Raw genomic sequence first — 16,846 nt, 5'->3', positions numbered from 1 at the left:
ATAAAGGTGACGAAAATGGAAATCACATTAAAAGATTTAGAAAACAATATCAGAACGCTTCCTGAAAATTTTTACGAGGAAGTGAACGATTTTATTGATTTTTTGAAGACAAAATATACCAGAACAAATAATGAAGATTGGTCAGAAATGTTATCTGAACCTCAGAGAGAATCATTGAAGAAAGGATTGGATGATATAGAAAATGACAGAACGATAAGTCATGAATCTGCCCAAAAGAAAATCAAAGATTATATTGCTTCAAAGAAATAATGATGGAAATTATTTGATCTGAAGAAACTTTAAAGAATTATTTAAAGGTAATTGATTATTTGTTTGAAAATTGGACAATAAAAGAAATCGAAAGATTTGAAAATCATTTCAATAAATTAATTGATAATCTGAAAAATCATATTGCGATTTGTCTAAGATCTAAAATTCTGAATTTAAGAAAATGTATTATTGATGAAAACAATTCTCTAATTTATCAGGAAGTAAATAATAAAATTTTTCTTGTAACAATTATTGATAACCGAAGTTTTCATTTTTACTAATAAAAAATCCGAATCTAAAAAACAGATTCGGATTTTTTTATGTTTAAATTTTATTTAGGATTACAAATTCTCCAAAATAAAATCAGTCATTTTCTGATATAATTGCGGTCTTGTCTGTCCACCGTAAATTCCGTGGTTTTTATCTGGATAAGCCATGAAATCAAACTGCTTTTTGTTTTGAATCAAGGCTTCTGAGAATTCCATGGAATTTTGGAAATGTACGTTATCATCGGCAGTTCCGTGAATTAGTAGGAATTTTCCTTTCAGTAAATTTGCGTATTCAGTTGGAGAGTTTTTATCGTATCCATCAGCATTTTCCTGAGGCGTTCTCATGAATCTTTCCGTGTAAACAGAATCATAATATCTCCAGTTTGTCACCGGTGCAACTGCGATTCCTGCCTTGAAAACATCTGCTCCTTTGGTCATAGCCAAACTGGTCATATAACCTCCAAAGCTCCATCCAAACATACCGATTCTTGATTTATCGATATATGATTGATTTCCAAGCCATTTTGCAGCAGTAATTTGATCTTCAATCTCGTATTTTCCTAAATTCATGTATGTTACTTTCTTGAACTTAGCACCTTTATAACCTGTTCCACGCCCGTCAACACAAGCTACGATATAGCCTTTCTGTGCCAGCATTTCAAACCAAATGGCATTTCCGTTGTCCCAAGAGTTGGCAACCTGTTGAGAACCCGGTCCCGAATACTGGAACATGAACAATGGATACTTCTTGTTTTTATCAAAGTTTTTGGGCTTAATAATCCAGGCATTCATTTGATCACCAGCAGAGTTTGGTATGGTGATGAATTCTTTTTCAGTAAAATTATCAGCTTTTAATTTCTGAAGTTGGTCATTATTATTTTGAAGTTCTTTTACTGCTTTTCCGTTTCCGTCTTTTAAAACAAAAGTATAAGGTTTCGAAGCTGTAGAAGAGGTTTCGATGAAATAATTGTAGTTTTTGCTAAAGTTGGCTGAGTTATTTCCTTCTCCGTTTGAAATCAACTGAGATTTTCCGTTTTCTATATTGATTTTGGAAACTACTTTATTGATGCTACCTTTTTCTGTGGTCTGAACGTAAATTTCTTTTGATTTTGGATTAAATCCATAATAATCAGTTACTTCCCAGTTTCCTTTTGTAACCTGTTTTTTCAGTTTTCCGTCTTTGTCATACCAATACAAATGGCGGTTTCCATCTCTTTCGGAACCCCAAAGGAAAGAATTATCTTCTAGAAATTCTAAAGTAGGGCTGTCTGTGTCGATCCATTTATCATCAGTTTCAGTAAATAATTTCTGAGCAGCTCCCGTTTTGGTGTTCACTTTTAAGACATCAGAAGCATTTTGAACCCTTTCGGAAGTGATCAGAACAATCTCATCCGGTTTTGCGGTCTGAACTACGTTTGGAATATAGTAATGCTTGAAATTGTCTAAATTAACTTTCGTTTTTTTACCATCGCTTAATTGATAAATATGCGCTGAAACAACAGAGTTTTTCTCCCCTGCTTTTGGATATTTGTAACGCATTTCCTGTGGATACAAAGATTTTCCATAGATTGGAATATAGATTTCCGGAACTTCAGTTTCATCTAATTTAACGAAAACAATGGCATCCGAATTTTTTGTCCACTCATACAATCTTGCGTGCCCGAATTCTTCTTCATACACCCAATCTGCAAGACCATTTAATATTTTATTTTTAACCCCATGTTCTGTTATTTGGGTGATTTTCCCCGAATTTAAATCCTGATAGTATAAATTATTTTCAGAAATGAAGGCTACTTTTGTTGCATCAGGAGAAAATCTTGGTTCCTGCACAGGCTTTCCGTCATTTAAACTGATTACTTTTCCTGATTTTAAATCTTTAACATCAAATTTTCCTAAGAATGAATGTCTGTAAATGGGCTGACTTTCCTTTAACAACAAAATTTTAGACTCATCATCCGAAAATTCATAACTCTGAAACTGTCCGTCCACAATATTTCCTTCCTTCTGAGAGGTTTTGTAAGAATATTTAGCAATTCCCGTAGGTTCGATGACTAAATAATTTTCACCGTTTTTCATGGATGTGATTCCGGCAATGCCTTTTCCACGGTAATATCCTGAATATATTTTATCTAAAGTGATTTCTTGTGCCGACAAACTTTGAAATGCAGCAGCAACGGTAAGCGTTAGTAAGAATTTTTTCATTTCTAATTTTAATGGATTCCAAAGATAATAATTTTATTAAATGCATAAATAAGCTTTTTAAGAAAGGGTTTTGGCAAAAAAATTGAATAGTAATAAATATAATCAAACCGAATAATAATTATGGAAACGAATGCTTATAATCAGAAACTGAACCGTTATGTTTTAGATGACCAAATCGTATATACAGGTTTTTCAAGCTTTAAAGATGCTGAAGAATGTGCTGGTAAAAAAGGAGGAACTCTGGTAGAAGTTGGTTTCAAAGACGGAAATGATAATCCCCAAATTACGGATGAAGCTAAATTAATAGAAAAAAAACTTCATTATTATGTAGATGCCGGAGATGAATATAAATTTATTCATTCATCTGATCCCGGATTTAGAAAATATGCTGACGAATTACAAAAAATAAAAGCCAGTAATGATAAAACGAGCCCCGACGAAAGATATTTTGCCAATTTTGAAATTGAAAATACAGAAGACCCGATTATTGTCCTAAAAAATGACCATTTAGAATCGGTGACTTCAAGAGAGCGTTCAAAATATTTGAAACATGCACAAGTTTATGAATTGGGAGTATCCCTGCCAAAACCTTAAATTTTTTTATCATGAGCAAAACAAAATATTCAGACAAAGCTCAGGACAAAGTAGGAAAAGTAATGCACGAGTTTAAAGAAGGAAAACTTAAATCTTCTTCAGGAAAGAAAGTAACGAGCAGAAAACAAGCTGTTGCTATAGGTATTTCTGAAGCCAGAGAAGCTGGTTTGAAAGTCCCAAAAAAGAAAAATTGATTAATACATTAAAGATAAAATCGGTCTGAAAAATATTTTCAAACCGATTTTATTGTTTTATGACGATTGTAATATTCACATCGTCAGCTCGAGTAATTTTCGAAATGAAATGAAGAAAATATATCGAGAACTTTTAATTTTAATAAATTTCTCGATACGATTTTTTTCAAAGTCTACTCGAAATGACGGGACGAATAAAACTTAAGTTATTTACCTTTTTAGCAAAAAGTTATCCATTATAATTGTAAAGCACTTTATAATATTCATCAGCCATTCTATCGCTGTTGAATTGGTCTTTTACATCATTCATTGAATTATACTGTATTTTTCGCCATTTATTTTGATTGTCATAATACGCAGGAAGAATTTCGTCTTCAAGAATTTCGTACAGCTTATTCAAATCATAATTATCCTGCTCGTAAATACTCATATTGTGGTAATCAGCTTTTGGGACAACGAAAGAATTTTCGCCGTGTTTTGCAAATTCAGGAATCCATCCGTCATCTGTTGAAAGATTTACTGAGCCATTCATTGCGGCAGTCATTCCTGAAGTTCCTGATGCTTCTCTTGGAACTCTGGGATTATTTAACCATAAATCTGAACCCTGTTTTAGTGATTTGCTCAAAGCCAGTTCATAACCTGTAAGAACAGCCATATTTTTATGATTTTTGCTTTCTTCAACTAAAGAATTAAATGTGGAGATCGCAGAATAATCCATCGGATAAGGTTTTCCGGCCCAGATAATCTGAACAGGATATTTAGGGTGATTCAGTAATTTATAAAAACGGTCTTTATCATGTAAAAGAAGGTCAGCACGCTTATAGCCTGCAAATCTTCTTGCCCAGACAATGGTGAAAACATTAGGATTAAATAAGTTTCCTGTCTGATCGGCTACAATTTTGAAGAGTCTTTTCTTTAAATGTTTTTTACGATAGTCAAAAACGGTTTCATCATTTTCGTCTTTTGCATTATATAGGGGTTTATCTGCCCAATATTTAAATTCCTGAGCATTGGTAATAGAAGTAATTTCGCAAATGCCAGAATATTTGCTCCACATGGCTCTTGAAACAACTCCATGAAGCTGGGAAACACCGTTGGCAACTTTTGCCATTTTCAGTGCACAAAGGGAGTGATTGAAACGGTCGTCATCAGAACCTTCTATACTTTTTACATCCTGCATGCTAAATCCTGAGAAATACGACATATCATAGCATAATTTCATGTTGTGCTTTTCATTTCCTGCTTCTTCCGGAGTATGGGTTGTGAAAACTAATTTTTCCTTAACTCTGTTTAAATCTCCGTTATATTTTTTCAATAAATGAAAAGCTGCAGGAAGTCCATGAGCTTCGTTTAAATGATAAATATCTCTTTCAAGGCTTATTTCATCCAATAATTTCGCACCTCCTTTTCCCAATAAAATATACTGAGCCAGTTTCGTAGATTCATTGGCATCGTAAAGCCTGTGGCAGATTGTTTTTGAAATATGATCATTTTCCGGTACGTCTGTTGATAAAAAGAACATCGGAGCTGTATTGAAAATCTCAGGATCAAGATACCATACTTTTACCCAAACCGGAGCACTGTGAATCTCTATCTGAAATTTTATACCCGTATCTTCAAGAAAGCTGTACATTTTTTTTGTCCATGTCGGCTGCAATGTCTGATCATGGTTTCTTGCCTGATCATAGTATCCGAACTTCCAGAGAATTCCGATTCCTACAAGGTCCTGTTTAAGATTGTATGCACTTCTCATGTGAGATCCTGCTAAAAATCCAAGACCTCCGGAATATATTTTTAAAACCTGTTCAATGGCAAATTCCATTGAAAAATAGGCTACTTTTTTAGAATATTGTGGATTTACGCTAAAAGGTATTTTAAAGTTTTTAAAATCCATATGTATCGTTTTATATTTGAAGGGTTAAAGGTATTAATAATGAAAGTAAACTCTACGTTAATTATTTTATAAATTAACTTTAAAAGTACATTTTGAATGTGTTTTTTTGTTTACCTTTAATGTGTAAATTTTTGAAAATCAAAAAGTTCATGATGTGAAACCAACGGTTTTATGTGTTCCATAACGATAATAAAAATAAGCACATGAAAAAGGCATTTTCTGATGAAGATTTAATTAAAAATCTTAGTTTATATTACCTGAATCGACATTTGAAAAAAAAGCCGATCGAGAAGTATCATCGTAAAATAGACGAGTCTCCTCTGCACGATCGTGAAAAATATAAAAAGAAAGCCGAAATTCTTCTCCTTAATTCTTTTATGCATCATTTTCCGGAAGTACAATTTGAAAACCTAACCTGCGAAAGTCCGGACTTTATCGCCAAATTCAACGACAAAAAGATCGGAATCGAATTGACTGAAGTGATCAACCATCTGGAAATGAAGAAGGTTGAGAGCAATTTAAACAAAATTTTCCGTCAGGCTGAAATATTATTGGAACAAGAGGACACTACGAAATATCGTGGTGTTTATTTTTTATCATTCCATCCGAATATCAGATTTGATACTCTGGAAAGTCATGAAGAAATTATTCTCAATATTTATAAAAGCATTGCCAAAGGAAAACCGGTAGGATGTGTAAAAAGTATCAGAAAATCGTCTCACCGAAGAAATGTTTTCATCACCCATGAATATAATATGAATCTTTTTGATGAACTGTGTTCTGAAAAAATTCTGGAACTTATTGAAAAGAAGAATGAGAAATTTCCATATTATGATACTTCGGTAGATGAATGCTGGCTGGTTATTGTCTCAGACATGAATTCTATTGCTTCCCGATATACTTTTATTCAGGATAAAGAACATCTGCAGCAGGTAAAAAGTCCTTTTCATAAGATTTTTCACCTGGAAAATCTTTGCGGAAATATTACGAGTATAAAGTGATTTGTTGTTAAAAATTCATCATTATTCCTTTTTTAATGAATTAATTATTTTAAATCAATTGTTATTGGTGTGAAATGTTTATATTTGATATACACTTTCTTAAACTGATAACCATATGAAAAAAACTTTACTACTTATTCTTTTTTTCATTTCCCAAACATTTTTCTCACAAGAGGATTGTGCAACTGCATTAACGGTTTGTGGAAATTCGAATATTACCTATTCTCCATCAGGAATTGGAGCAGTTAATGAAAATTTGGGAGGGTGCTTAACGACAGGTGAGCATAATTCAATATGGTATAAAATAACGATTGCTACCGGAGGGACTCTTACTTTCGACCTGATTCCCACAGATCCTGATGCAGATTATGACTGGGCAATTTATGGTCCCAATGTAGCGTGTGGAAGTCTTGGTTCTCCGATACGCTGTAATGCAGCGACTGTAAACGGTGTCGGAGCATCTACAGGATTAAATATGACAAGCACGATCACCTCTGCTCCCGGAGGATCCCTTACTCCATATTGCAGATACCTGGATGTTTTGCCAGGACAGACTTACTACCTGTACATAGACAACTGGGTGGATATATTTAATCCTACAACAGCTCCGTTTTCGTTAACCTGGGGCGGTACTGCAACATTAGCATCGCCATTTACAGATCCTGCGATACAGCCTCATCCGTTTGTGCCTCCCGGAATTCCTGCGGTGAATCCTGCAGATCCAAGAGAGATTATTATATGCACTAATCCTGCTATTTTTGATTTCAGCACTTTAACGGCAGGTATCCTTAATAATAATCCAAACTTTGTAATAAGCTATCATACAACACAGAATAATGCTCTTTCAGGAGCCAATCCTATTGTAACTCCGCAGACAGTAAGTACAACAGCTACTTATTATTACAGCATACATTATCAGGACCCTTCGAATCCTAATAATCCTATTAATTCCTGCAGGCAGGTAGGAGCTTTTAAATTTAAACAGGGAAATATTACAGGAACCAATATCACATTATATAAATGTAATAACAACAATGCCGGAGTTGCAACATTTGATCTTACAGCTGCGGCGGTATTTGGTGATCCTACTGCTACCAAAAAGTATTATAATTCGATGAGCGATCTTAATGCGGGGATAAATGAGATTTCAACTCCGGCAGCATTTGTTTCTGCAGAAGGGATTATTTATGTCAAAATAACTTCGCAATTCGGATGTACGGCAATAGCAACAATTACACTGAAATTTTATCCGATAGTGGTTGTAAATGATGCTACTTTAAGATCATGTTTTATTGAAAGCAATCCTTCAACTGCTTCTTTCAATCTTACAGCAGCCGGTGTCACGATACAAGGAGGGATTACTAAAACATATTATCCTTCTCTTACCGATGCTGAAAACGGAACCAATGAAATTGCAAGTCCGGCCGCTCATATTGCACCAAACGGGGTTGTTTATATAAAAGTGACCAACGGAAACGGATGCTATGCTATTGCTAAAGTAACACTGGTCGTTCTCGCTCCGGTATATTCCGATATTCTGAAAGATAAAACAATCTGTATGGAAGATAAAACCACTCTTGATGCCGGATCGGGATTTGCAAGCTATGAATGGAGTACGGGTGCTACTACCCAGACGATAACCAACGTAGGGGTTGGCACCTATTGGGTAAAACTGAAAACCGGAGAATGTATTACAACGCAATATGTGAAAATTTATGCTTCCGAACAGCCTGTCATCTCAAGTGTGGATATTTCCAATAATTCTTTTACCGTAAATGTAAACGGCGGAACTCCGCCTTATAAATATTCTATGGATGGTATCAACTGGCAGGACTCAAACCAGTTTACCAATGTAACGAGGGGAGATCATCAGGTTTTCGTGAAAGATGCCTATGATTGTGAACCTATTGATATTACGATTGTTGTTCCCAATTTAATCAATGTGATTACGCCGAACGGTGATGGAATGAATGATGTTATTGACTATTCGGCTTTAGCAAGTAAACAAAATTTAATATTCAATATTTTTGACAGATACGGAACTAAGATTTTTCAGGCAGATAAACTGAGAGGGTACAAATGGGACGGTACTATTGCCGGGAAAAAGGTCCCTACAGGTACTTATTGGTACTCTGTAACATGGAATGAAAATGATAAAAAGAATACCCCATTTAAATATACAGGCTGGATATTAGTAAAAAACAGAGAATAATTTTATACTTAAAATAGAAAACCGTCGCAATTGTGGCGGTTTTTCTGTTTTTATTGGTCTCAAGTAGCATAAATTTCCATTTTCCTTTCCTCTAAAAATTACCCGAAATTTTTTAACTTAGATATTCAATTTTCAATCATGAAAGATTTATTGATAAAACGTTTTGAATATTATAAAAATCTTGGTGACAAGGTATTTCAGCAGCTCTCCGAAGAGCAAATATTTTGGAAGCAGAATGAAGAAAGCAATTCGATTGCAATTATTGTGAAGCATATAGCAGGAAACATGTTGTCGAGATGGACGAATTTTTTAACTGAGGATGGAGAAAAAATCTGGCGAAACCGGGATGATGAATTTATAAATACTTTTAAAAGCAAACAGGAAGTTCTTAATTATTGGGAAAAAGGCTGGAAATGCCTTTTCGGAGCTTTAGATCAGATGAATGATAAAAATTTACAGTCAACAATATATATAAGAGGTGAAGCACATACTGTTTTGGATGCAGTTTTCAGACAGTTGGCTCATTATCCGTATCATATCGGACAAATTGTTTATATCGCAAAAATGATAAAAAATAATAATTGGGAAACGCTTTCTATTGCCAGAAACAAGTCTCAAGAGTTTAATAATGAAATGAAAAATAAACTTTCAGAAAAAGATTTTAATTTAAATTCTTCGCCGGTCTGCTTCCAAAATAGTCCAGAAGTTAGGGATGAATATAATCAATAGACTGAATCAATTTAGAAATAATATTAAAATTACTATCTTTGCACCCAGAAAAAATAGGAGTATATAAATGTCAACTTTTCAACGAACAGCCGCATTTCACACCCTGGGCTGCAAATTAAATTTTGCGGAAACATCTACTATTGCCCGTCAATTGACAGATGCCGGTTATGATAAGGTGAGTTTTGATGATAAAGCAAACATTTATGTAATCAATACGTGTTCAGTAACAGAAAATGCAGACCGTGAATGTAAACTTCACGTGAAAAGAGCTATGAAAGCCAATCCTGAAGGTTTGGTGGTAATTGTAGGATGTTACGCACAGTTGAAGCCTGAAGAAATTTCACAAATTGAAGGTGTTGATTTGGTGTTAGGAGCCAAAGAAAAGTTCAATATCTTAAGTTACCTTGATGATCTGGAGAAATCTGAAAGTGAGGGGATCGTTCATTCTTGTGAAATTGAAGAAACCGATTTTTTTATCGGAAGTTACTCCATCGGAGACAGAACCAGAGCTTTCCTGAAAGTTCAGGATGGTTGTGATTATAAATGTACGTACTGTACAATTCCTTTAGCAAGAGGGATTTCCCGTTCTGATACCATCGAAAATGTATTGAGAAACGCCAAAGAAATTGCTGACAGAGACATCAAGGAAATTGTTTTAACGGGTGTCAATATTGGTGATTACGGTAAAGGTGAATTTGGAAACAAAAGACACGAGCATACTTTCTTAGATTTAATTTCCGAACTTAATAAAGTGGAGGGAATCGAAAGAATTCGTATTTCTTCCATCGAACCGAATCTTTTGAAAGATGAAAGTATCGAACTGGTTTCTAAAAGTAAAAGCTTTGTTCCGCATTTTCATATTCCGCTGCAATCGGGAAGTGATGATTTATTGAAAAAAATGAAGCGACGTTATCTGACGAAGCTTTATAATGATAGAGTAAACAAAATCCGCGAGGTAATGCCTGATGCGGCTATTGGTGTAGACGTAATCGTTGGATTTCCCGGAGAAACTGAGGAAAGATTCATGGAAACCTATAATTTCCTGAACGAACTTCCTATTACTTATTTACACGTTTTCACGTATTCCGAGAGAGAAAATACGGAAGCTGTGGGAATGGAAGGCGTTGTTCCGATTCCTGAAAGAAAAAAACGCAACAAAATGCTTAGAATTCTTTCTGAAAAGAAAAAAATGGCATTTTATCAGACTCAATTGGGTAAAACGCTTCCTGTTCTTTGGGAGCATGAAAATAAAGACGGCAAAATGTATGGCTTCACAGAAAATTATGTGAGAGTACAAAAAGATTTTGACCAGGCGTCAGTAAACCAAATAGAATTTCTGAATTTAGAAAAAATCCTGTCAGATGGCACAGTTTCTGTGCAATCTTCTTACGAAAGTTTTTTAGCAAAAGCATAGGCTCTTTGCAAAAATTCTACTAAATTTATTTTAACTTTTAAATACTACATTCATGAGAGATAAGTTTTTATCTTGGGGAATTGTATTAGTCATTGCTACGTGGATTGTAGCACTGCTAATCAGAGCGCATTATTGGATACCTATTCTGTTATCCGCTTTCTATGCATTGGGCGTGTACAACGCTTACCAGTCGAAACATGCTATTTTGAGGAACTTTCCTGTTATCGGGTACTTCAGGTACTTTTTTGAAAGTATTTCTCCCGAAATGCAGCAGTATTTCATCGAAAGAGAAACAGATGGTAAGCCTTTTCCAAGAAATCAGCGGTCTGCCGTTTACAGACGTTCAAAAAACTTGAGCGATACGGTTCCTTTCGGGACGCAGTTAGAAGTTAATCATAGAAAATATGAAGGAATTAAGCATTCTATTTATGCTAAATCTCCATCAGAAGAACTTCCGAGAGTTTGGGTAGGGGGAGAGCAGTGTACACAGCCTTATCATGCTTCTATATTCAATATTTCGGCGATGAGCTTTGGAGCCTTGAGCGACAGAGCACAAATTTCATTAAACAGAGGTGCTAAAAAAGGTGGTTTTTACCATAATACAGGTGAAGGAGGTATTTCTCCGCATCACTTGGAAGGAGGGGATCTTTGCTGGCAAATCGGGACCGGATATTTTGGCTGTAGAGATGATGAAGGAAAGTTCAATCCTGAATTATTTACAAAATACTCCAATCTTCCCAATGTAAAGATGATTGAGATTAAATTATCTCAGGGTGCAAAACCAGGTCACGGAGGTGTATTACCGGGAGTTAAAAATACACCTGAAATTGCAAAAATCCGTCACGTAACCCCTGGAATGACGATCATTTCTCCGCCATCCCATTCAGCTTTTTCTAATGCTGCGGAACTGTTGAGGTTTGTACAGCATTTAAGAGAGCTTTCAGGAGGAAAACCAATAGGATTTAAGCTTTGTATCGGTGATACCCGAGAATTTGAAGATATCTGCGTTCAGATGAACGTGCTGAAAATTTATCCTGATTTTATCACAATTGATGGGGCAGAAGGAGGAACAGGAGCTGCTCCACCTGAATTTTCTGATGGGGTAGGAATGCCTTTGGAGCCAGCTTTGATTTTTGTAAACAGAACCCTTAACAATTATAATCTTAGAAGTAAATTAAGAGTGATTGCCAGCGGAAAAGTTTTGACGAGCCTTGATATTCTGAGAGCTGTAGCGATGGGTGCAGATATGTGTAATAATGCGAGAGGATTTATGTTTTCCTTAGGCTGCATTCAGGCATTGAGATGTAATAATAATAAATGTCCTACGGGAGTTGCTACGCAGGATAAAATGTTGATTAAAGGTCTTGATGTGACGGATAAAGCAGAAAGAGTTTATCATTTCCATAAAAATACGCTTCATACCTGCAACGAATTAATTGCTGCGGCAGGAAAAAGTTCTTATGAAGAAGTTGATGCTACTATGTTTATGAGAGGAGATGAATTTGATCATTTAGCGGATCTCTATTTCCCAGATATTTTAGGGAATGTAAAGCAGAAAGCAAGATATTAAAAAAAATAAAAACCACTTCAATGAGAAGTGGTTTTTATTTTTTTATCTAAAATTAATTTTGATTTATAGGTCTAGCTTCAGTTTTATAAACCTGGAAATTAAATACAAAACTTCTGTTTCTGAATGAATATCCTGTATAATTATAATGAGGGTCTCTGGCAAACGCTGCTCTTGAAGGTACAATGATTACTCCCTGTAAATTATAATTAGCTCCGTTTGGAAGGTCAAAAGCTTTGAATTTTTGTAAGGCTTCATTAAATCCTTCGATCATGTAATATCCTTTTGTTTTAGCCACATCAGTAGTGGCATTTTTTATCAGCAAATTTTCGTCAGCTATATAATAATATGTTGGATCCAGAACTGGAGATCCTCCTCCGTCAATGACATTAACAAAATCACTTCCTGAAATAAACGCTACATTACCATCGGTGTTAGCCGCAAGATATGTCTTAGATCTCAGCATCATTTTTACAATATCTCTGTTACCGATTGTAGTACCGGTTACCGGTGGCGTAGAATCTTCCGGTTGTGCACCTGCTCTTACGATATATACAACTCCGGAAGGAAGTTTTACTGGTGCAGGGATCATTGCACTTAATTTTGTCTGATGATCATCTGCTGTATCCGTAGAACTGAATGCTTTTATATTCCCTTGGGCGTCTAGATAATTGGCATCTAAAAATTTATCAATAGACTGGTCATCATACGAATTCTGTACTGTAATATCTTCCGGCTCTACATAAGTAGAAGTATCATCATCATCTTTTTTACATGCAGTGAAGCACAATGAACCCGCAAGGATATATAAAAATATTTTTTTCATTTCAAAAAACTTTAATTACTTTACAAATAATATAACGGCAAAAGTATAAAAAATTATGAGAATAGATAAATTTTTGTGGTGCATTCGTTTTTATAAAACCAGAAGTATTGCAACAGAGGAGATTAAGAAGAACAGAGTTTCTATTGGAACATCTGCCGTAAAGTCGTCAAAAGAGGTCAAAGAAGGAGATGTTATTAAGATCAGAAAAAATCAGATTGATTATAAAATTAAAGTTCTCCAGATTCCGAAAAGCAGGATGGGAGCCAAGCTTGTTCCGCTCCATATCAAAGATGTGACAGATAAGGAACAGTATGAGTTATTAAAACTTCGTAAAGCTTCTCAGAATTATTACAGAATAAAAGGTGAGGGAAGGCCTACCAAAAAAGACAGACGTGATATTGATGATTATTCCGGAAATGATGTTGAAACAGACTTTACCGACTGGGATGATTTCTTTGGTGAAAGTGGTGGTGACTCCGAAAATCCTGAAAACGAAGATTAATCGATCATATGAAAAGCTCTAGAGATAGAGCTTTTCTATTATTTCCTGTACAATGTCTTGAGGTTCGCGAGAATCTGTGTTGATACTGTATTGAGCTTTTCCGTAAAACTCATTTCTTTCGAATAAATGTTTTGCTATAAATTCAGGAAGGTCTTCATCCGAAATTTTTGCAATTAATGGTCTTTTTTCTTTTTGCTTTGAAATTCTTTCCGCTAAAGTTCCGATAGAAGCCCTCAAAAAAATACTTTTTGAGTTAAGATTTATAATTTCCATGTTATTATAATAAACAGGAGTACCTCCACCAAGACTTAAAATTACATTTTCTTCCGAAGCGAGAATCTCTTCCAAGGTCTCTCTTTCCAGCTTTCTAAAGTAGATTTCCCCCTTTTTCTCGAAGATTTCAGGAATGGTTAATTTATTTCTCCTTGAAATCTCTTTATCGAGGTCAATTAATTTAAAATTTATTTTTTCGCTTAATATTTTGGAAATGTGAGATTTGCCACTTCCCATGTATCCAACCAGTGAAATTATCATGAATTTTTTTTAAACAAATTTGCGAAAAAGTTTTGAGATAAAGAAAAAACTCATATCTTTGCACCACTAAAAACGAGAGACATTATCACAGTGTTAATCGCTAATAAGTGACCGACTCGGTAGCTCAGCTGGTAGAGCAATACACTTTTAATGTATGGGTCCTGGGTTCGAATCCCAGCCGGGTCACTAGCAAGAAAATTACTAGATTTTGTAATTTAATTGCCTGCGTGGTGAAATTGGTAGACACGCCATCTTGAGGGGGTGGTTTCCTAAGGATGTGCTGGTTCGAATCCAGTCGCAGGCACACTGCAGAAAATTGAAATAATTGATACGATAACTAGAATTAGTTTATATTATCATTACAATTGTGACCGACTCGGTAGCTCAGCTGGTAGAGCAATACACTTTTAATGTATGGGTCCTGGGTTCGAATCCCAGCCGGGTCACAAAGTTTACTGAAAAGTAAATTTTTTTCATATTAATATTTTGTGATTTGGTGTTTCAAAGGCTTCCAAAAGAAGCCTTTGATTTTGAAAAATAAATTTTGCAAGTACAAAAAAAATTGTATCTTTGCACCGCTTAAAAAACGAAATTCATTTTTAATGTATCGTGAATAAGTGACCGACTCGGTAGCTCAGCTGGTAGAGCAATACACTTTTAATGTATGGGTCCTGGGTTCGAATCCCAGCCGGGTCACAAGTTTACTGAAAAGTAAATTTTTTTCATATTAATATTTTGTGATTTGGTGTTTCAAAGGCTTCCTCAAGAAGCCTTTGATTTTTTTTATATAAAGTATTTAACTTTAAGATTTCACAGAGAATATTAAAGTTAAATTCAGACTAAGCCAAATGCATGTTATCGATCAGTCGCACACCATCAACTACGACTACAATAAAAGCTCTGTAGTTTTTATCTTTGTAGAAAAAATCAGTCTCTTTTAATGTTTCTTCGTTCGCGATCATAAAATATTCCAGATGCATACCCTTTTGATCATCGAATATATCTTGTACTTTTTCTTTAATTTCAGAAACTGTAATATCCTTAAACCAACTGTTTACTTTTTTTAAAGTTTCATAAATGACTTTTGATGCTTCTTTTCTGTCTTCATGAAGTCTTTGATTTCTTGAGCTCAGTGCCAAGCCATTTTCAGCTCTGTAAATAGGGACTCCTTTAATTTTTACCGGCAGATTTTTCTTTTCAACCATTTTTTTAATAATAGCCAGTTGCTGGAAATCTTTTTCCCCAAAATAAGCATTGTCCGGCTTTACCTGTCTGAAAAGCTCTTCAACGACGGTTCCTACCCCATCAAAATGCCCGGGTCTTGATTTTCCTTCCATTTCATTTTCCAGTCCGTCAAAATCATAATGTTGGCTTTCTGCTTTTTCAGGATAGATATCAGTCACTTCTGGGATGTAAACAGCATCTACTAACTCCGAATTCTGAAGAATTAAAATATCTCTATTGATGTCTCTTGGATATTTTTCAAGGTCTTCCGGATTATTAAATTGAGTAGGATTAACAAAAATTGATGAAACAACCAGATCATTTTCTTTTCTTGCCTCTTCATATAAAGAAAGATGCCCATTATGCAGGGCTCCCATTGTAGGTGCAAAACCTATCTTTTTACCCATTTCTTTCTGTCTTTCAACGAAATCCTGTAACGTTTTTTTATTTTTTAAAACTTCCATAGTTTATATTAATAGTAATTCAAAAATACTAAAAATATCATATAATAAAGTGTCGTTTTGATAATTTGGAAAAGGGAATTATCGTAAAAAAATGTTAATTAAAATAATGTTGGATGTTTTTTTGTAATTTTGCACATTAAAGCAATTTTACAAAAATTAGATAGAAGTTTATGCCGAATCAAAAGATACTGTACATTACTACAGAGATGTTTCCATATCAAGAAGACACAAATATGGCTACCGTAGTAAACAAAATGGCACTTAAGATGCACAATGAGGGTAATGATGTAAGAGTTTTTATGCCAAGATTTGGACAAATAAGTGAGCGAAAATTCCAGCTTCATGAGGTAATTCGTCTTTCAGGGATGAATATTATTATTAATGATCTTGATCAGCCTCTAATTATTAAAGTAGCGTCTCTTCCGGGGGAAAGACTTCAGGTCTACTTTATAGATAATGAAGAATATTTCAAAAGAAAACAATACTACGTTGATGATGAAGGGAATCCTTTTGATGATAACGATGAAAGAGCGATTTTCTTTGCCAGAGGGGTTATTGAAACGATTAAAAAACTAAACTGGGTTCCTGATGTGATTCATTTGAACGGATGGATGTCTTCCTTCGTTCCTGTTTATCTTAAAACATATTACGAATCCGATACTTATTTCAAAGATGCAAAAATCGTACTTTCATTATACAATGAAAAAGAAGCACCTTTAGATAAAAATATTGCTGAAAAATTAGCATTTGATAATATTTCGGGATTAAAAGCGTTAGATAATCCAACAACTCAGAGTTTTGTAATTGAAAGTATGAAATATGTTGACGCTGTGATAAAAGGAGATGAATTTCTGGATGGAGACTTGGATAAAGCCTTCAATGAGACAACAACTTCTAAATCGGAATATCTCGATGTAGATTCTATAAATCAAATTTATTAAAAAAACACA

15 protein-coding genes and 4 tRNA genes are annotated in these 16,846 nt (G+C 34.6%); 14 read left to right on the top strand and 5 right to left on the bottom strand.

Annotated elements, in window-relative coordinates; translation table 11 throughout:
* Positions 1–15 precede the first annotated feature (15 nt).
* Complete coding sequence (locus tag M2373_RS06410; protein WP_259108752.1) at positions 16–270, top strand: DUF2281 domain-containing protein; 255 nt, start codon at positions 16–18, stop codon at positions 268–270.
* A gap of 341 nt (positions 271–611) precedes the next feature.
* Here M2373_RS06410 and M2373_RS06405 read toward each other — a convergent pair whose 3' ends face one another.
* The gene (locus tag M2373_RS06405; protein ID WP_259108750.1) at positions 612–2,741 is read right to left on the bottom strand and encodes a S9 family peptidase; all 2,130 of its coding nucleotides are present in this window, start codon (positions 2,739–2,741) and stop codon (positions 612–614) included.
* A gap of 120 nt (positions 2,742–2,861) precedes the next feature.
* On the opposite strand from M2373_RS06405, the gene M2373_RS06400 reads away from it, so the two are divergent.
* Together M2373_RS06400 and M2373_RS06395 are read left to right on the top strand one after the other, a co-directional pair.
* Entirely contained in the window at positions 2,862–3,335 is a 474-nt protein-coding gene (locus M2373_RS06400) for a hypothetical protein (RefSeq protein WP_259108748.1), read from the top strand.
* An 11-nt stretch (positions 3,336–3,346) separates the two neighbouring features.
* Complete coding sequence (locus tag M2373_RS06395; protein ID WP_259108746.1) at positions 3,347–3,529, top strand: DUF6496 domain-containing protein; 183 nt, start codon at positions 3,347–3,349, stop codon at positions 3,527–3,529.
* Between the two features lie 229 nt (positions 3,530–3,758).
* Here M2373_RS06395 and glgP read toward each other — a convergent pair whose 3' ends face one another.
* Positions 3,759–5,423, bottom strand: coding sequence for an alpha-glucan family phosphorylase (gene glgP / locus M2373_RS06390; RefSeq protein WP_259108744.1), 1,665 nt, complete (start codon positions 5,421–5,423; stop codon positions 3,759–3,761).
* 203 nt (positions 5,424–5,626) lie between these two features.
* Between glgP and M2373_RS06385 the strand changes: the two genes are divergently transcribed.
* The 5 genes from M2373_RS06385 to M2373_RS06365 all read left to right on the top strand — a co-directional run bounded on the left by M2373_RS06385 (position 5,627) and on the right by M2373_RS06365 (position 12,349).
* Positions 5,627–6,424: a hypothetical protein gene (locus M2373_RS06385; RefSeq protein WP_259108742.1), complete on the top strand. Its 798-nt coding sequence runs from the start codon at positions 5,627–5,629 to the stop codon at positions 6,422–6,424.
* Between the two features lie 115 nt (positions 6,425–6,539).
* A complete protein-coding gene (locus tag M2373_RS06380; RefSeq protein WP_259108740.1) occupies positions 6,540–8,636 on the top strand; it encodes a gliding motility-associated C-terminal domain-containing protein in 2,097 nt (698 codons plus the stop codon).
* A 138-nt stretch (positions 8,637–8,774) separates the two neighbouring features.
* Positions 8,775–9,365 carry a DUF1572 domain-containing protein gene (locus tag M2373_RS06375; protein ID WP_259108739.1) on the top strand — a complete coding sequence of 197 codons (591 nt, stop codon included), beginning with the start codon at positions 8,775–8,777 and terminating at the stop codon, positions 9,363–9,365.
* Positions 9,366–9,432: 67 nt separating this feature from the next.
* Positions 9,433–10,779 carry a tRNA (N(6)-L-threonylcarbamoyladenosine(37)-C(2))-methylthiotransferase MtaB gene (gene mtaB / locus M2373_RS06370; RefSeq protein ID WP_259108737.1) on the top strand — a complete coding sequence of 449 codons (1,347 nt, stop codon included), beginning with the start codon at positions 9,433–9,435 and terminating at the stop codon, positions 10,777–10,779.
* 52 nt (positions 10,780–10,831) lie between these two features.
* Positions 10,832–12,349: an FMN-binding glutamate synthase family protein gene (locus M2373_RS06365; protein ID WP_259108735.1), complete on the top strand. Its 1,518-nt coding sequence runs from the start codon at positions 10,832–10,834 to the stop codon at positions 12,347–12,349.
* A gap of 52 nt (positions 12,350–12,401) precedes the next feature.
* Here the strand turns inward: M2373_RS06365 and M2373_RS06360 are convergent, their stop codons facing one another.
* Positions 12,402–13,172: a hypothetical protein gene (locus M2373_RS06360; RefSeq protein WP_259108733.1), complete on the bottom strand. Its 771-nt coding sequence runs from the start codon at positions 13,170–13,172 to the stop codon at positions 12,402–12,404.
* A gap of 55 nt (positions 13,173–13,227) precedes the next feature.
* Here M2373_RS06360 and M2373_RS06355 point away from each other — a divergent pair, with 55 nt between their 5' ends.
* Positions 13,228–13,674: an RNA-binding S4 domain-containing protein gene (locus M2373_RS06355; protein ID WP_259108731.1), complete on the top strand. Its 447-nt coding sequence runs from the start codon at positions 13,228–13,230 to the stop codon at positions 13,672–13,674.
* A gap of 18 nt (positions 13,675–13,692) precedes the next feature.
* Here the strand turns inward: M2373_RS06355 and M2373_RS06350 are convergent, their stop codons facing one another.
* Complete coding sequence (locus M2373_RS06350; RefSeq protein WP_259108729.1) at positions 13,693–14,208, bottom strand: shikimate kinase; 516 nt, start codon at positions 14,206–14,208, stop codon at positions 13,693–13,695.
* Positions 14,209–14,321: 113 nt separating this feature from the next.
* On the opposite strand from M2373_RS06350, the gene M2373_RS06345 reads away from it, so the two are divergent.
* The 4 genes from M2373_RS06345 to M2373_RS06330 all read left to right on the top strand — a co-directional run bounded on the left by M2373_RS06345 (position 14,322) and on the right by M2373_RS06330 (position 14,904).
* A tRNA-Lys gene (locus tag M2373_RS06345) sits at positions 14,322–14,394 on the top strand.
* Between the two features lie 35 nt (positions 14,395–14,429).
* Positions 14,430–14,512 (top strand) — tRNA-Leu (locus M2373_RS06340).
* A gap of 69 nt (positions 14,513–14,581) precedes the next feature.
* A tRNA-Lys gene (locus M2373_RS06335) sits at positions 14,582–14,654 on the top strand.
* Between the two features lie 177 nt (positions 14,655–14,831).
* Positions 14,832–14,904: transfer RNA gene (locus M2373_RS06330), tRNA-Lys, on the top strand.
* Positions 14,905–15,047: 143 nt separating this feature from the next.
* On the opposite strand, the gene panC is transcribed toward M2373_RS06330, so the two are convergent.
* Positions 15,048–15,896: a pantoate--beta-alanine ligase gene (gene panC / locus M2373_RS06325; RefSeq protein ID WP_259108727.1), complete on the bottom strand. Its 849-nt coding sequence runs from the start codon at positions 15,894–15,896 to the stop codon at positions 15,048–15,050.
* A 170-nt stretch (positions 15,897–16,066) separates the two neighbouring features.
* Between panC and M2373_RS06320 the strand changes: the two genes are divergently transcribed.
* Positions 16,067–16,837 (top strand): glycogen/starch synthase, encoded by a 771-nt coding sequence (locus tag M2373_RS06320; protein WP_259108725.1) that lies wholly within the window; start codon positions 16,067–16,069, stop codon positions 16,835–16,837.
* The last annotated feature ends 9 nt before the right edge of the window (positions 16,838–16,846 follow it).

Origin of the sequence: Chryseobacterium sp. JUb7 (genome assembly GCF_024806495.1) — a bacterium.
Taxonomy (GTDB): Bacteria; Bacteroidota; Bacteroidia; order Flavobacteriales; family Weeksellaceae; genus Chryseobacterium.
Note: the sequence above shows the minus strand (reverse complement) of the source record. Positions and strands in the feature narration are given on the sequence as shown.

Coding starts and splice junctions, on each gene's coding strand:
- mtaB (WP_259108737.1), top strand. CDS start 9,433: ATGTCAACTTTTCAACGAACAGCCGCATTTCACACCCTGGGCTGCAAA.
- panC (WP_259108727.1), bottom strand. CDS start 15,896: ATGGAAGTTTTAAAAAATAAAAAAACGTTACAGGATTTCGTTGAAAGA.
- M2373_RS06410 (WP_259108752.1), top strand. CDS start 16: ATGGAAATCACATTAAAAGATTTAGAAAACAATATCAGAACGCTTCCT.
- M2373_RS06380 (WP_259108740.1), top strand. CDS start 6,540: ATGAAAAAAACTTTACTACTTATTCTTTTTTTCATTTCCCAAACATTT.
- M2373_RS06395 (WP_259108746.1), top strand. CDS start 3,347: ATGAGCAAAACAAAATATTCAGACAAAGCTCAGGACAAAGTAGGAAAA.
- M2373_RS06385 (WP_259108742.1), top strand. CDS start 5,627: ATGAAAAAGGCATTTTCTGATGAAGATTTAATTAAAAATCTTAGTTTA.
- M2373_RS06360 (WP_259108733.1), bottom strand. CDS start 13,172: ATGAAAAAAATATTTTTATATATCCTTGCGGGTTCATTGTGCTTCACT.
- M2373_RS06375 (WP_259108739.1), top strand. CDS start 8,775: ATGAAAGATTTATTGATAAAACGTTTTGAATATTATAAAAATCTTGGT.
- M2373_RS06405 (WP_259108750.1), bottom strand. CDS start 2,741: ATGAAAAAATTCTTACTAACGCTTACCGTTGCTGCTGCATTTCAAAGT.
- M2373_RS06350 (WP_259108729.1), bottom strand. CDS start 14,208: ATGATAATTTCACTGGTTGGATACATGGGAAGTGGCAAATCTCACATT.
- M2373_RS06320 (WP_259108725.1), top strand. CDS start 16,067: ATGCCGAATCAAAAGATACTGTACATTACTACAGAGATGTTTCCATAT.
- M2373_RS06400 (WP_259108748.1), top strand. CDS start 2,862: ATGGAAACGAATGCTTATAATCAGAAACTGAACCGTTATGTTTTAGAT.
- M2373_RS06365 (WP_259108735.1), top strand. CDS start 10,832: ATGAGAGATAAGTTTTTATCTTGGGGAATTGTATTAGTCATTGCTACG.
- M2373_RS06355 (WP_259108731.1), top strand. CDS start 13,228: ATGAGAATAGATAAATTTTTGTGGTGCATTCGTTTTTATAAAACCAGA.
- glgP (WP_259108744.1), bottom strand. CDS start 5,423: ATGGATTTTAAAAACTTTAAAATACCTTTTAGCGTAAATCCACAATAT.